Raw genomic sequence first — 14,689 nt, 5'->3', positions numbered from 1 at the left:
ACTTTTAACTCTTAACTCTTAACTAAATTACAGGCTTGCTGTTACTTCCTTCTCCACGTATTTAGAAGGACATTTAAGTAAGATTTTGTCGGCCACAAACACCTGGTTTTGCATGTTGCCGGTAATAACTACCTGCTCCGAACGTTCGAAATCCTGTGGTTTAGGCTGAAAATAGACCACGCGTTGCTCCACGCGGTTGGTGTCTACTAAGGTAAAAGTGAAATAATTCGGATCTCTTGTTGGGTCGTACTGCATGCCTACAATATGGCCTTGCGCGTCTTTTTTGAGGCGGCCTACTACGTGTACTTTCGTGTCATCGCCATCTTTGGCACGCTCAATGGCTTCACCAAAAGAAACATAAGTGCTGGCGTCGCCTGCCGTAGACATAATAATGCCAATAGCCATAGCGATTACGATCATCCCGATGATATGTGACTTTTTCATCTGTTTTTGATTTAAAAAATACTCTTGCTCCGATTGTCTAACACGCAGAATTAAGATTTAAATCCATTGTGAGAGGCATTTTTAGTTATTTATCAGCTGGTATCCCGATTGTTCTTTACTGATTAAGACCAGATAGCCAGCACGTAAAAATTTGTTCCTTATAGAAGGGGGGCACTTATTAGCGGTTAACCATTTCGTCTTTCAGCTGCTTTTCGAGCTTGCTCACTTTGCGATCCAGTGAGATCAGGTAACCGACAACACCGCCCATTAAGGTTAGTAGCACCACTACCACCACGTATATTTTGCCATCGCGGCGTAGCATGTCTGCCATTTCTACTTCTGGCTCGGCTATAATGGTGGTGCCCTGGTTTTGCGCAGGCTGCGCCTGCACTTTTGCCCCTCCGAAAGAAGCTGCCAGCAGCAGACACCACAAGGTCAGTATTTTAAGCAATTTCATATAAGCGTTGTCTCAGTATTTCAAGTCTTGATTTAATGTTCACAATCCAGATGCCGAGCAGAGTCCAGCCAAGCACGGCCGGGTAAAATACCAGGCGCAGACGGCTGTCGAGGTCGTAGGCGTTAAAGCCGGGGTTGCCACCGTTGCCCGGGTGCAGCGAGTCGGTGAGGCGAGGCAGTATAAATAGTAGCGGAATTAGCGCTGCAAAGGCAAAAATGTTGTAAACCGCACTAATGCGGGCGCGCTGCTGCTGCTCTGCAAAGGAGCTGCGCAGCACCAGGTACGCAAAGTAAATGAGCAGCCCAATAGCGGCTCCGTTTTGTTTAGGGTCGTTGCTCCAGTACTCGCCCCAGGTAAAGCGGGCCCACTCCATGCCGGTAACAATGCCCAGTACGCCAAACAGAATACCCACTTTGGCAGCCTCGTGTGCAATAATATCGTTTTTAATAGTAGGCTGGCGCAGGTACTTAACAGAGTACACCACCGACACAAGCAGAATCAGGATCATGCCAAACCACATGGGCACATGAAAGTACAGGTTCCGGATGGTTTCGTTCAGAATAGCCAGCCGTGGTACCTCCGAAAGGAACCCGGCCACTACTGTAAACACCAGCAGCAGCACCGTTACTATTTTCCACCAGTTTTTCATTTTTAGATGCTAGATTATAGATTATAGATTATAGATGTTAGACAGAGAAACCTAAGCTTTTTGGTTTTGTATGTCTAATGCTAACTCTTTCATCTCTTTTCTATTATTCAGTTATAATTATTTTCTGTTCTAACACTTTTTCTGCTTTTACTTCCCATTTCAGATTATTTTTCTGAGATAGATTTTAGCTCCGGGTTTGTCTGATAATCAGGTTTCGAGAATCTAATATTTAAATTCTAACTTCTAGTATCTACTTAAGAACGCCAAAGGTACGGGAATAAGATATAAGATACAGTGACCACTATCATGTTTATAGCCAGTATCGTGAGTAGCTCGTCGAGGCTGGCACTGCGATCTAACCCATCGAGTGCGTTTTTAGACATTTTAATGAGCATCAGCAGCATAGGCACAATAACCGGGAAGCTTAGCACCGCCATCAGGGTTCCGTTGTTAGCAGCCTTCGCCGCAATTCCTGAAATCATGGTGAGCGATGTGGAGAAGCCAATAGCGCCTAGCAGTATCGTGAGCAGGAACATCGGCACATCCTGCACCGGGTTGCCCAGCACAAAGGCATAAAACACGAAACAGATCAGCGCCAGCACCAGCATCAGGCAGCTGTTATACAAGATCTTGGAGAGTATAACCCCCTGCGGACTCACGATAGAATAGAAGTATAACAAGCGCCCTCTGTTCTCCTGTACAAAACTTTTGGCGATAGCGTTTACCGACGTGAAAAGAAGAATAATCCAAAGTACGGCATTCCAGACAGGTACGGTAAGCACATTGGAGCGCAAGCCAAAGCTGAGGTAGCAGACAAAAACAGTGCTGCCTACATACAGGAGCATGCCATTAAAAGCATACTTCTGCCGCATTTCCAGCAGAAAGTCCTTTCGCATGAGGAATAAGATCTCTTTTAGCAGCACTTTTTGTAAATTTTTACAAAGTTACAACACAAAAGATTGCTTTCGTACTTTTTGTGCTAAAATCAGGAAGAGGGGGGAGAAGAGTTAGAGAGGTAGAAAGTTAGAGAGGTATTCTTACTACCGGCACTTGGTGTTTATACCTGTACTGATTTAAAACAGAAGCACAGACCTCGCAACGTCTTTCAGACCTGCGAGCGTCTGGAATAGCTTCGGTTCCTAGGTTATTTTGCCTCTACTTCTCTCTCCTGTAAGGTTAATTTGTTCGCCCTGTGGTTAAAAGGTGAAACAGGAGGTAGCTGCTGCGCAATCAGATTATTCTAATGGAAATCCCCTTCAGAAGAAAAATCAGTAAAATAGCTCCAAGGGTGTAAGCAGCTTTCTTACTGATTAGTTTTTAAGGCAACCATAAATTTATACTCCGGCGCAGCTCCTGCTTCGCCCAGGCGCTCGCAGGAGCTGCGCACACTGCGAGGTCTTACCTGCTCCTCCTCTTTGAATCAGCGAACAACCCTCAAATTATTCAAATAAAAATGCCCTTCAGAAGGCAAAATGCCTAAAAATGGCAAAGGGGTGCGGGCTAATGCAAGCACATGTTGCTTAGTCTTTCTTTTTCTTCTTCTTTTTGTGGCGGAGCACTTTGGCATCGCGGTAAAAAATTATTTCTTCGGCAATGTTGGTAATCTGGTCGCCGACACGCTCTATTTTTTTGATGATGGAAAACAGCACGAGGCCTTCGCTTACTTTAGCAGGATTAGCGGTAATGGCATTGGCTATAATGGTGTCGGCTTTCGCATAAATTTTATTCAGCGTTTTGTCGCGCTTTATCAGTTGCTTGGCCAGTTCGGTGTCGTCATATAAAAATGCTTTGCGGCAGTCGGCTAGCATGGCTTTGGCCTCTTCATACATTTCGTGGGTTTTGGTAGCCTCTACCAGTTCTGCATCCAGTGGCTTCTCGAGCTTCTGCACAAAGTAGGCAATACCTTCCGAATCATCGCCGATGCGCTCCAGGCTTGAGTTTATCTTGAGGGTCGCCAGCATCAGGCGCAGGTCTATGGCAACAGGTGTGAACAGCGCCAGCACGTTTTCGCTCATCCGGTCAATCTTCACATCGTAATCGTTCACCTTTTTGCCTAGCTTTATAACTTTGGCCGCCAGTTCATGGTCTATGGCCGACATAGCTTGCTGGCCACTCTGGAACTGGTAGTCTACCAGGTCCCACATCTCCAGCAGCTTTTCCTTTATCCGCTTTACTTCAATATCTATATGCGACATTTTTTTAATTTTGAATGAGTGAATGAGAGAATGTATAATTTTGAATGAGAGAATGAATGATTGAGAGAATGTTTATTCCTGATCATTGGATGAATGAGTAAAACTTATGTGGATGCCAGAAGCCTACACCTATTCACTCCTTCACTCAATCAAAACTCAAAATTCAAAAACTACCCGAACCGGCCGGTAATGTAGTTTTGAGTGCGAGTTTCTTTGGGGCTGGTGAAGAGGGTCTTGGTTTTGGCAAACTCCACCAGTTCGCCCATATAGAAAAAGGCTGTATGGTCGCTTACACGGGCTGCCTGCTGCATGTTGTGTGTTACAATTATAATGGTGTAGTTTTTCTTCAATTCATAAATCAACTCCTCTATTTTGGCAGTAGAAATAGGGTCGAGGGCCGAGGTCGGCTCATCCATCAGCACCACCGAAGGCGAAATGGCCAGGGCGCGTGCAATGCAAAGCCGCTGCTGCTGCCCCCCCGATAGCGCCAAAGCCGACTTATGGAGTTTGTCTTTTACCTCGTCCCAAAGCGTGGTCTGGCGAAGGGTTTTTTCGGCTGTCTCTTGTAACAACGTTTTGTCGCTGATGCCTTGTATCTTCAGCCCATAAATTACATTTTCGTAAATTGTTTTCGGGAATGGGTTCGGTTTCTGAAACACCATGCCTACCTGCTTCCGCAGCTCATCTACCTGCACCTCTTTTCGGTAAATATCCTGCTCGTCGAGCAATATCTGGCCTTGTACCCTGAAACCATCCACATAGTCGTTCATGCGGTTAAGGGTGCGCAGAAAAGTAGATTTGCCGCAACCAGATGGTCCTATGAAAGCTGTTACCAGGTTTTCTTCCATGGAAACATTAATATTTTTGAGGGCCAGAAAATCGCCGTAGTAGGCGTTGAGATCTATTGCCTCCAGCTTGTTCTTTTTTTTGCTCATGGTGTTCTATTACCACTTTATACGTTTCTGCCACTTGTGGCGAAGGTAAACAGCGATTCCGTTTAAGATAAAGGTAATTACTAGTAAAACAATAATGGCAGCGGCCGCATTGGTAGTGAAAGCTGCCTGTGGCCGCGATATCCAGTTAAAAATCTGGATGGGCAATACCGTAAACTCATCCATAGGCGAGGCCGGTGCAAAAGGAACATAAGCCAGCGCCCCAATAACGATAAGTGGTGCGGCCTCACCCACTGCTCTTGAGAGTGCGAGAATAACTCCGGTTAAAATGCCGCCAAATGAGGCCGGCAACACCTGGTACCACACCGTTTGCCACTTAGACGCGCCCAGTGCAAACGACCCATCGCGAATGCTGCGTGGCACTGCTTTTATGGCCTCGCGTGTGGTAACAATAACGATGGGCAGTATGAGCAACGAGAGCGTAAGGGCACCTGCCAGCAAACTGCCACCGAGCGCCATGAGCCGCACAAAAATCTCGAGGCCCAGCAAACCGTAAATGATAGAGGGTACACCTGCCAGGTTGGCGATGTTAATTTCCAGTATAGTAGCCATGCGGCTCTTTTTGCCATATTCTTCGAGGTAAACACCTGCTCCTATGCCTAGCGGAAAGGCGATAATGGTGGTCAGGAGCAGGATCCAGAGCGTACCGATCCAGGCGGTGTAGATGCCGGAGCGGTGCGCCCGCCGCGAAGGCAGGTTGTTCAGGAATTCCCAATCTATGCGGCCAATGCCATCTATCAGAATATCGATGAGGAACACGGCCAGCACAGCCAGCCCGATAAAGGTGCAGAAAATGCCGAAGAACTGAAAGGCCTTGTCTTTGAGTCTGTTTCTGTCTGCGTTAGTCATACTTTTCCTGATATTTCTTTTTGATCCAGAAACTGATGTTGTTGAGGGCAAAGGTGAAGATGAACAGCGTAATGCCTACAGCAAAAATGGTCCGGTACTCGAGCGAGCCGTGCGGCACATCGCCCAGACTCACCTGCACAATATAGGTGGTCATGGTTTCTACGGGCACCAGCGGGTTGAGCGTGAGGCGGGGTTGCTGTCCGGCGGCAATGGCCACGATCATGGTTTCGCCTACTGCGCGCGAAATGGCCAGTATAATAGAAACCAGAATGCCGGAAGAGGCAGCCGGTACCATCACCCCAAAAGCTGTTTGCAGACGCGTGGCACCCATGCCATAAGCAGCCTCCCGCAACGATTTTGGCACGGCGCTAATAGCATCTTCGCTCAACGACGAGATCATAGGTATAATCATAATGCCCATTACCATACCTGCCGAAAGCGCGTTGAATCCTGCCAGGCCCGGTATAAGCTGCTGCAGAAACGGCGTAACCACGGTTAGCGCAAAAAACCCATAGACAACGGTAGGTATGGTAGCCAGAATCTCGAGCAAGGGTTTTATAACAGCCCGGAAGCTGGCATCGGCATACTCGTTCAGGTAAATGGCAATGGTTAAGCCAATGGGTAAGGCAACGGCTATGGCAATGGCTGTAGTCAGAAAGGTGCCGGCCAGCAGGGGAAGAATACCAAATCGTTTCACATCGAACAGGGGTGTCCATTCGGTGTCGGTGAAGAACTCTATAACAGAGACTTCAGAAAAAAAGGCCACCGACTCCGACAGCAGTACCCAGATAATGCCCACTGTAACCAGTATGGTAATGGCAGCAGACAACCAGAGCAGCCCTTCTATTATTTTTTCGGTTAGTTTCACTAGGTTTCAGGGTGTAAAAAATTAGCAATAGACTTTTATTAGTTAAAAGTTATAAGTTAAGAGTTATTCACTCATTAAGAATTTACTTATGCCGTCTCCAAATTAAGAATTTAACCATTTAACAATTAAACCATTCAGCCACCAGCCTAATTATTCAAATAAAAATGCCCTTCAGAAGCTAAAATGCCTTTTTGGCTTCAAGGGTTGAGGTACTGGGTTTTAGGGTTTTTTTGCTGTTTCTGCTACAAAAGCTTTGAGTTTGTCGAGTTCCTGCTTGTATTTCTCCAGAGGCATAGGAATATAGCCGACCTCCTGGGTTAGTTCTGGTACCTCCTCAAAATAAAACTGCAGAAAATCGACTACGTGCTGCTTCTGGGCAGCCGTGGAGTTAACGTAAATAAACAGCGGGCGCGAAAGAGGGGCATAGGTGCCGTCTTTTACGGTGGCAAGCGAGGGCATAATGGCTCCTGCACCGTTGCTGTCGTCTTCGTCGTTTATGGGCACTGCTTTTAGCTTGGCCTTGTTTTCTTCGTAGTAGGCGTACCCAAAAAAGCCAAGCGCATAGGGGTCTGTAGATACGCCCTGCACCAGCACATTGTCGTCTTCGGAGGCGGTGTAGTCGCCGCGGCTGGAGTGGCTTTTGCCCACAATGGCTTCTGTAAAGTAGTCGTAGGTGCCAGACTCCACGCCGGCACCGTAGAGGTGCAGCTCCTGGTCGGGCCACTCAGGTCTAATCTGGTTCCAGCGGGTTATTTTGCCCTGCGCCTCCGGCTCCCAAATCTTTTTGAGTTCGGCTGCTGTCATGTCTTTTACCCAGGTGTTGCGGGGGTGCACCACCACGGTCAGGCCATCGTATGCCACCGACAGCTGCAGATAAGAGATGTTGTTGGCGCGGGCATCTTCTGCTTCGCTCTCCTTAATGCTCCTGGAGGCGTTGCTGATATCTATTTCGCCACGGGAGAACTTCTTGAAACCACCGCCTGTGCCCGATACCCCGATGGTGGTGCGCACGTTAGGGGCATGGTAACGGTACTCTTCGGCCACAGCCTCTGTAATTGGATATACAGTAGAAGAGCCATCGATGGAAATGCTGCCTGTAAGGCTGAAATCGGCATCTTCGCTGTATTGTGGGCCGCAGCCACTAAGCAGGCTGCCGGTAAGCACAACTGCAAGTAGCCACACGTGTTTAAGCCTGGTATGCGCCATAAAAATAAAGAAAGGTCTGTAAATTAAGGGTAATAAAGAAGCTTTAAGGTCTAAAATCAGGAATTACTACTCTCATACTGCCAAGTATGCCAAGTAGTTGTATGTGCGGGATGTTTGTCGGGAGATTAGTTTTAGGTGGAGCTTTCTTTAAATAATTATTTTTTAATAACGAACTGGCATGGTAAAAGCCAGTTTGGTGATGTTTTTTTGACTTTTGAATTTATTTTCAGTGTTCACTTCTCCTGTACTGGCTATTGCTGTTCAGGTATATTAGATTCAGTTGGTTTACTTTCTTCTGCTTCGCCCAGACACTCGCAGGAGCTGCGCACGCTGCGAGGCCTTTCAGTCCCTTCTATCAATCAACCATTTAACCATTTAGTCATTTAACCTTCCAGCTACCAACAATCAAATTATTCAAATGAAAAAGGCCTTCCGAAGCTGTTTTCAGGTAAAAAGGGTCAAGGGTCTGGTGCTAGAAGTTGAACTGTGCCTGCAGCCTGAGCCTGTTGCCTACCTGGCGGTTAAAGCCATTGCCCAACATATCGCCGGGGCCGTTGTAGATGGTGCTGGCATTGCTCGTGCTCCTGTCGCCGATGCTATAGTCGGCTACCAGTTCAAAATTCCGGAAAGGCTGCCACTCTGCTCCGATTTCTGTTTCGTAAACCCGGTGGGCGGTAGCATCGCGCTCATGTTTTTTACCTCCCTGGTAATACTGCACCTTCACGAAGGGCAGCAGCAACTGGTCTCCAAGCTTAATTTTATAAATGGTTTGTGCGTATCCACCTTTCAGCGGCTTCACCATAACCGATTTTGTAGCAGCATCATACTCGGGGCCTCGGCCAATGTTATATTCAGCCTGAAAGCCAAGTGGTTGCGGGAAGATTGCTATGGAGGCTGCTACACGCTGGTCGGTGTATTCTGGCAGCACGGTTACACCCGAAGAAACCTGATCGGGGGTAACTACATATTTACCTGTATAGGCTTGCAGGCCGGGTTCTACAAACTGGCCACTGGGCAGCTTAAACGGATAGGTCATGCGGGCAACTACGTGCAGCGTATTGTTGGCTTCCGGGCGGTTAGCGGTTTGGCCATTGTACACACCCAAACCAAACATACCATAATCGCCGGCACCTTTAAACTCGGAGTTAGTCAGCTCGTTCAGGCGGGCGCGGATTTCTGGCGGGGTCCAGTAAAAGAACACGCCCAGGTCGCGTTCGTTGGCTACGGCACTGTTCAGGGCATCGTTCCGGTCGAGCACAATGCGGTTGCTGCTCGACTGCATGTTCTCGAAGCCATAAGGCACCTTGCTCTGGCCAATACGCAGCCTGAAAGCCTTTTCTTTATCGAGTGCCACATCGAAATAGGCATCGCGGAGCTGAACGAAGTTAAGGGTGTTGGAACCAGGGGCAGAGGCAAAGTCTGGCTGCAGGTAAACGAAAACCCGCTCGTGCACATTGCCACTAAAAATAAGGCGCGCCCTTCTTATAAACACGCCTCCGCCTTCGCCAAGCGATTTATCGCACTGGTCGCACTTGAGTAGCGGGTTTGTTTCTAACAGGCGGTTGTAACGCACCTGCACGTAGCCACGCAGGTTTATGATTTCAGACCAGCTCTTTTTCTTGGGCGCTCCTTCTTCTGCAGCTCTAGGCGCTACAACAACAGATGTAGTGGAGTCGGTTTGCGCAGCAGCCTTAGGTGTAGCTCCGGTTAAATACACTATACCTATCCACAGGATAGCCTGTACTGTCTTTCTTACATTCATTATGGGTGAGATTTTTTCTTCAAAATCTGTTTTTTCTGATCCGGGGTCCAGTCGTAACAGAGAGAAACACAAAAGCCAGGTCAGTTAGTCAGGCTGCACCAGCTCCAGCACCACAAAGGTCTTGCTCTAGTATTAGTTGTTTGTTATGCTAATGTTAAGGTAATGTTAAGGTTCTGCAGTGGGCGCAGTAATTCCTTGATTTAATATGGCGGTTCTAAGTGCATACAAGTAAAATATGTCGGGTAAACCCTCGGCAATATTTTGCATCAAAACCTTCCGGAGGTACTTTATATTTGAATAATTGCGTCTTTACTCGGCATATCCAGGTTGAGTGTACTTAGGTGTAGTATCTATGTATAAGTGATCCAAATGTTCTTTACTTAAAATAAGTAAGTTAAGTCCAGGGCAATTAATAGAGCCTTAATATTAGGCTGCTTTATTTAACTATATGTTAATGTTGGCTTAAAGATGGCGTAAAACGAGTGCTCTACTTTTGCAGCGAGACTAAATTGAAAGTAGAACATGAAATCATTATTTACACTTCTCACCATTCTTATGGTTTCTATTAGTGCCTTTGCCCAGCAAGGTAAACTAATAGGCAAAGTAACAGATAGAGCTACCGGAGAGCCTTTAATAGGGGCAGTAGTGGTAGTTAAAGGCACTTCTAAGGGAGCTGCCACCGATCTTGACGGTAATTATGAAATAGCCTTAGAGCCTGGTACTTATTCTCTGGCAGTTAACTCCTTGTCTTTTAAGCCATATGAGAAAACAGGAGTAGTAGTGGCAGGAGGTAAAACTGCCACTATAAACGCGCTAATGGAGAGTAATGCCGCCCTTATAGAAGCTGTAGAGGTTGTAGGTACACGGCAGACTAACACGGAGATGGCCGTAATGCAGCAGATGCGCCAAAGCGAAGTAGTAGTGAGCGGTATGTCTGGTGAGCAAATTGCCAAGTCGCAGGATAGAGACGCAGCTGCTACTGTACGGCGTATACCTGGTGTAACTGTTATGAACGACCGCTATGTGGTTATAAGGGGTATGGGGCAGCGCTACAATACAGTAATGCTCAACGATGCCCTAACACCAAGTGTAGAAACAGATTCACGTGCCTTTTCTTTCGATTTATTGCCAACCAGTGTTATTGACCGTATCTTGGTCTACAAAAACGGTTCCCCTGAACTACCTGGTGAGTTTGGTGGTGGAGTCATCAAGATTTATACAAAAAACGTTGTAAACGAGAACTCTACCACGCTTGGTGTTTCTGGTTCTTACAGAGTAGGCACTACTTTTAACAACTTTCTGGTAGACCACAAAAGCAGCACCGACATGCTTGGTTATGATAACGGGTATCGTGCCATACCGGGTGGTGTGCCGGCTAATATAGATCGTAACTTAAGAGGGACGGATGCTATAGCTCAAACAGGTCGGCTTTTCTCTAATACCTGGGCTCCAAATTCTACCTCGGCCATGCCTGATTTACGCTTGTCACTGGGGTTAAATCGACAGTTCTACTTCGGAGCTGCACAAGTAAGTTCGGTTTCGTCTGTTTCATATAGCAACACCAATACCCTAACCAAAGGGACCTTTAATACTTATGATGATTTCAACGAAGAATTAGGGTACAGCGAATCGCAATTGAGTTTCCGTGATAAAGTTTACACTAACAATGCGCGCCTTGGGTTAGTCAGTAACTGGTCGGCCAGACTGAATAGTAACAATAAGATTGAGTTCAGAAACTTCTTTAACCAACTAGGTGTAAGCGAAGTGCTTGAACGTGAAGGAACCGATAACACAGGGCCGCACCGCTTTCAGCGCAATTATGCACTTCGTTACGAGAGCCGTAGCATTTACTCAGGCCAATTACAAGGAACACACGAGTCTGAAGACGACAAAACGACTGTTACCTGGACCGGAGGCTACTCTTATACCAACAGAAATGAGCCGGACTATCGTCGTTACCGCACGGGTAGCAGCAGCCCGGATGGTCCTTTTGCTATTATGTATCAGCCAATCCCATCCCCAAGCGATCTGGGTCGTTTTTACTCTAACCTTAATGAGCATGTCGTAATGGCTAACGGGCAAATAGAGCATAAATTTAATGCTGCTGATTCAACCTCTGAGAATGCTCCTTTAATCCGTGCCGGTTTTTATGTTGAGCGCAAGAACAGAGACTATGATGCACGCTTTTTCAGCTTTGCTCCATCTAACACAGGTTCTTTCAATCAAAGCTTAGAGTTTCAGCCAATTAACCAGGCTCTGGCTCCAAATAATATTAACAATACAACCGGCTGGACCATACTTGAAGATCAGAACCCGCTTTACAATTACAAGGCACAAAACACTCTGCTGGCAGGTTTTATAGGAGGTGTTACGCCTTTAACAGAAAAATTGTCAGCATCAGGAGGTGTACGGGTGGAGTATAACAACCAGCAATTGCAAGCTCTGTCTCTAACTTACCAGCAAATAGATCAGAACACACCAAAATTAAGTGTTCTACCTTCCGCTAACTTTACTTACGAACTTACACCACGTGCTATGCTGCGTGCCGGAGCAAGTATGAGCGTAAACCGTCCGGAATTCAGAGAACTGGCACCGTCGCCTTACTATGACTTTGTTTACCAACTGGAAGTAATGGGGCAACCAAACCTTGTAACAGCAACTATTTATAATGCAGATATGCGTTATGAGTTCTACCCTAACCCAACGGAGCTGATCTCTATCGGAGCCTTCTACAAATACTTTAACAAGCCAATAGAAACTGTTTTTGCCAACACTTCTGGTGCTAACACAATTACCTTCGAAAACTCCCAAAATGCCTATAGCGTGGGTTTGGAAGCAGAAGTAAGAAAATCGCTTTTGAATTTGTCTGAATCGGCTCTTATTCAGAATACCACGCTTGTTCTGAATGCTGCCCTAAACAAAAGCCAGGTACAATTAACGGAGACAAGTGCAGCCTACCAACCAGGAAAACGCCAGATGGTGGGGCAGTCTCCATATGTAGTAAATGCCGGTATCTATTACCAGGATGATGCCAGGCAACTCCAGGTGAACCTGCTGTACAACATAATTGGCCAGCGAATTTTTGCAGCTGGAAGTAACCTTCGCGAAACAATTTATGAGATGCCCCGCAACCAGATAGACCTGACCATAACAAAAGCCTTGGGTGAGCATTTCGAGTTAAAAGCTGGTATTTCTGACTTGCTTAACCAGAAGCTTCGCCTGATCCAGGATTCTGATGCAGACAATAAAATTACATCTGTTGATGAGCCTTTCCGGGAGTCGCAGAGAGGGCAGTACTCCACTGTGGGCGTAACCTACAAATTCTAACCATACCCAACCAAACAATCATTAAACCCTTACTAACTAATTCAATTTCAATTATGAAAAAATTATTCAACTTATTGCTGGTAGCTTTTCTGGCAGTTTCTTTCGTTGCCTGTAACGATGACGAAAATGAGACTGTAGATCCGGCGGGGCAGTTAACTACTACAGAGGAGAACGGTATGACAGTAGTTTCCGGTTCTGCATCTGCAAACTTTACCATGCGTGCAGGTACTAAATACCTTTTAAGAGGATTTGTGTACATTCAAGAGGGTGCTACCCTTACTATTGAGCCAGGTACAGTAATTATGGGGGAATCTACCTCAAGAGGTACTTTAATTGTGGAGCGTGGTGGTAAAATCATGGCAGATGGTACAGTCGATAAGCCAATCGTTTTCACCTCTAACCAACCAGTTAACCGTCGTGCAGCTGGCGACTGGGGAGGTATTATTATTCTGGGTAAAGCTCCTGTTAACCTTGGTTCTTCTGCTGTAATAGAAGGAGGTGTTCAAAGGGAGTACGGTGGTACAGACCCTAACGATAACTCTGGTGTGCTGCGTTATGTACGTATAGAGTTCCCTGGTATTGCTTTCCAGCCAAACAACGAGATCAATGGTCTTACTTTAGGTGGCGTTGGAGCTGGTACTACCATCGATTATGTGCAGGTATCGCATTGCGGAGACGACGCCTTTGAGTGGTTTGGTGGTACAGTAAACGCTAAGCACCTTATCGCTTACAAAACTGTAGACGATATGTTCGATACTGATAATGGCTTCTCAGGTAAGCTGCAGTTTTTAGTTGGTATTTCTGATCCGGCTGTAGCCGATGTGTCTGCCTCTAATGGTTTTGAATCAGACAACGATTCTAACGGTACTTCTGCTACTCCTATTACAGCACCAACTTATTCTAACGTAAGCTTATTCGGTCCGCTTGCTCCAGGTGCTACTGCTACTGTAAACAGCAACTATGGCCGTGGCTTGCACCTGCGTCGTAACAACCAAACTAAACTGCACAACTCACTTGTTGCTGGCTGGCCAGTTGGCTTGCTGCTAGATGGTGCTCCTACAGAAACAAATGCAACAGCAGGTACTTTCAAAATTCAGAACACTGTAATTGCCGGTGTTCCAGCAGGAAAAGCTCTTACTGTTACGTCTTCTAGTACTTTTGATGTTGCCACCTGGTTCAACGCTGCAGAAAAAGGAAACAGCGTGGTATCAGATGCCGCTACACTGGGTCTAACTGGTTCTTTCAAACAAGATGGTGCTCCGAGCTTCACTACAGGTGCTCAATTACAGTCAGGTGCCAACTTCACAGGGTTAGACAGCTTCTTTGAGCAAGTATCATATATCGGTGCCTTTGGTACAACAGACTGGACTGCAGGTTGGACTAACTGGACTCCAAATACTACTGCTTATTAATATAAGGAATTGATTGCAAATTTATGGGTGAGAAATAATGCTGCAATCGTAGTAGAGTGGCTTAGTCTCCCACTCTACGAGAAACCCGCCAACTGGCGGGTTTCTTTTTTATAGCTTCAGTCTGTATAAAATGCAGCTCAATTATTCTAATAAAAACGGCCTTACGGAGATTTTTTTAGATGTTAAACACTAGATTTTTTTGAGTTTAGAGTTTTCATGCATTCACTCAATCAAAAATTTCTCCATCTTCAAATTTCCAGATCTTCCCATCTCCAAATCAACCATTTAACAACCAACAACCAGCTATCAACCAATTATTCTAATAAAAAAAGCCTTCCAAGGGTTTTAGGCTTTTTTAAGGTCAAGGGTTAAAAGTCGTATGCAGGGGCGCCTCCGCTGCAGCTCCTGAACAAAAAGAAAATAACCACCACCAGAATTATAAGTACAAGTCCACCCATTCCGCAGCCACCACGGCCTCTGCCGCCGCCTCTTCTGCCACCGCCCAGCAGCCTGCTGAGCAGGAAAAATTTCATTAAGCCTCTTAACATAGTTTATTTTGTTAGTTTA

13 protein-coding genes are annotated in these 14,689 nt (G+C 46.2%); 2 read left to right on the top strand and 11 right to left on the bottom strand.

Going from position 1 to position 14,689, the window contains the following annotated elements; translation table 11 throughout:
* Positions 1-27: 27 nt before the first annotated feature.
* The 10 genes from FVR03_RS13460 to FVR03_RS13415 all read right to left on the bottom strand — a co-directional run bounded on the left by FVR03_RS13460 (position 28) and on the right by FVR03_RS13415 (position 9,383).
* Entirely contained in the window at positions 28-444 is a 417-nt protein-coding gene (locus FVR03_RS13460) for a cytochrome c maturation protein CcmE domain-containing protein (RefSeq protein ID WP_147922277.1), read from the bottom strand.
* A 178-nt stretch (positions 445-622) separates the two neighbouring features.
* The gene (locus tag FVR03_RS13455; RefSeq protein WP_222707232.1) at positions 623-901 is read right to left on the bottom strand and encodes a CcmD family protein; all 279 of its coding nucleotides are present in this window, start codon (positions 899-901) and stop codon (positions 623-625) included.
* A complete protein-coding gene (gene ccsA / locus FVR03_RS13450) occupies positions 888-1,550 on the bottom strand; it encodes a cytochrome c biogenesis protein CcsA (protein WP_147922276.1) in 663 nt (220 codons plus the stop codon). Before ccsA ends, FVR03_RS13455 begins: the two co-directional genes overlap by 14 nt.
* A 254-nt stretch (positions 1,551-1,804) precedes the next feature.
* Complete coding sequence (locus FVR03_RS13445; RefSeq protein ID WP_147922275.1) at positions 1,805-2,446, bottom strand: heme exporter protein CcmB; 642 nt, start codon at positions 2,444-2,446, stop codon at positions 1,805-1,807.
* Between the two features lie 624 nt (positions 2,447-3,070).
* Complete coding sequence (gene phoU, locus FVR03_RS13440; protein ID WP_147922274.1) at positions 3,071-3,745, bottom strand: phosphate signaling complex protein PhoU; 675 nt, start codon at positions 3,743-3,745, stop codon at positions 3,071-3,073.
* Between the two features lie 170 nt (positions 3,746-3,915).
* Entirely contained in the window at positions 3,916-4,680 is a 765-nt protein-coding gene (gene pstB, locus FVR03_RS13435) for a phosphate ABC transporter ATP-binding protein PstB (protein ID WP_147922273.1), read from the bottom strand.
* A gap of 9 nt (positions 4,681-4,689) precedes the next feature.
* On the bottom strand, positions 4,690-5,547 hold the full coding sequence (gene pstA / locus FVR03_RS13430; RefSeq protein ID WP_147922272.1) for a phosphate ABC transporter permease PstA: 858 nt from the start codon (positions 5,545-5,547) through the stop codon (positions 4,690-4,692).
* The gene (pstC, locus tag FVR03_RS13425; RefSeq protein ID WP_147922271.1) at positions 5,540-6,415 is read right to left on the bottom strand and encodes a phosphate ABC transporter permease subunit PstC; all 876 of its coding nucleotides are present in this window, start codon (positions 6,413-6,415) and stop codon (positions 5,540-5,542) included. Before pstC ends, pstA begins: the two co-directional genes overlap by 8 nt.
* A 219-nt stretch (positions 6,416-6,634) precedes the next feature.
* Complete coding sequence (locus FVR03_RS13420; protein ID WP_255474215.1) at positions 6,635-7,597, bottom strand: PstS family phosphate ABC transporter substrate-binding protein; 963 nt, start codon at positions 7,595-7,597, stop codon at positions 6,635-6,637.
* A 496-nt stretch (positions 7,598-8,093) separates the two neighbouring features.
* On the bottom strand, positions 8,094-9,383 hold the full coding sequence (locus tag FVR03_RS13415) for a porin (RefSeq protein WP_147922269.1): 1,290 nt from the start codon (positions 9,381-9,383) through the stop codon (positions 8,094-8,096).
* A gap of 522 nt (positions 9,384-9,905) precedes the next feature.
* Here FVR03_RS13415 and FVR03_RS13410 point away from each other — a divergent pair.
* Together FVR03_RS13410 and FVR03_RS13405 are read left to right on the top strand one after the other, a co-directional pair.
* Positions 9,906-12,710, top strand: coding sequence for a TonB-dependent receptor (locus tag FVR03_RS13410; protein ID WP_147922268.1), 2,805 nt, complete (start codon positions 9,906-9,908; stop codon positions 12,708-12,710).
* 53 nt (positions 12,711-12,763) lie between these two features.
* Complete coding sequence (locus FVR03_RS13405) at positions 12,764-14,122, top strand: beta-helix domain-containing protein (protein ID WP_147922267.1); 1,359 nt, start codon at positions 12,764-12,766, stop codon at positions 14,120-14,122.
* Between the two features lie 368 nt (positions 14,123-14,490).
* Here FVR03_RS13405 and FVR03_RS13400 read toward each other — a convergent pair whose 3' ends face one another.
* Positions 14,491-14,670: a hypothetical protein gene (locus tag FVR03_RS13400; RefSeq protein ID WP_147922266.1), complete on the bottom strand. Its 180-nt coding sequence runs from the start codon at positions 14,668-14,670 to the stop codon at positions 14,491-14,493.
* Between the last annotated feature and the right edge of the window lie 19 nt (positions 14,671-14,689).

The sequence above is a fragment of the Pontibacter qinzhouensis genome, assembly GCF_008017455.1.
Taxonomy (GTDB): domain Bacteria; phylum Bacteroidota; class Bacteroidia; order Cytophagales; family Hymenobacteraceae; genus Pontibacter; species Pontibacter qinzhouensis.
Note: the sequence above shows the minus strand (reverse complement) of the source record. Positions and strands in the feature narration are given on the sequence as shown.

Coding starts and splice junctions, on each gene's coding strand:
- FVR03_RS13445 (WP_147922275.1), bottom strand. CDS start 2,446: ATGCGAAAGGACTTTCTGCTGGAAATGCGGCAGAAGTATGCTTTTAAT.
- FVR03_RS13415 (WP_147922269.1), bottom strand. CDS start 9,383: ATGAATGTAAGAAAGACAGTACAGGCTATCCTGTGGATAGGTATAGTG.
- FVR03_RS13400 (WP_147922266.1), bottom strand. CDS start 14,670: ATGTTAAGAGGCTTAATGAAATTTTTCCTGCTCAGCAGGCTGCTGGGC.
- FVR03_RS13405 (WP_147922267.1), top strand. CDS start 12,764: ATGAAAAAATTATTCAACTTATTGCTGGTAGCTTTTCTGGCAGTTTCT.
- phoU (WP_147922274.1), bottom strand. CDS start 3,745: ATGTCGCATATAGATATTGAAGTAAAGCGGATAAAGGAAAAGCTGCTG.
- FVR03_RS13410 (WP_147922268.1), top strand. CDS start 9,906: ATGAAATCATTATTTACACTTCTCACCATTCTTATGGTTTCTATTAGT.
- pstA (WP_147922272.1), bottom strand. CDS start 5,547: ATGACTAACGCAGACAGAAACAGACTCAAAGACAAGGCCTTTCAGTTC.
- FVR03_RS13455 (WP_222707232.1), bottom strand. CDS start 901: ATGAAATTGCTTAAAATACTGACCTTGTGGTGTCTGCTGCTGGCAGCT.
- pstB (WP_147922273.1), bottom strand. CDS start 4,680: ATGAGCAAAAAAAAGAACAAGCTGGAGGCAATAGATCTCAACGCCTAC.
- FVR03_RS13460 (WP_147922277.1), bottom strand. CDS start 444: ATGAAAAAGTCACATATCATCGGGATGATCGTAATCGCTATGGCTATT.
- ccsA (WP_147922276.1), bottom strand. CDS start 1,550: ATGAAAAACTGGTGGAAAATAGTAACGGTGCTGCTGCTGGTGTTTACA.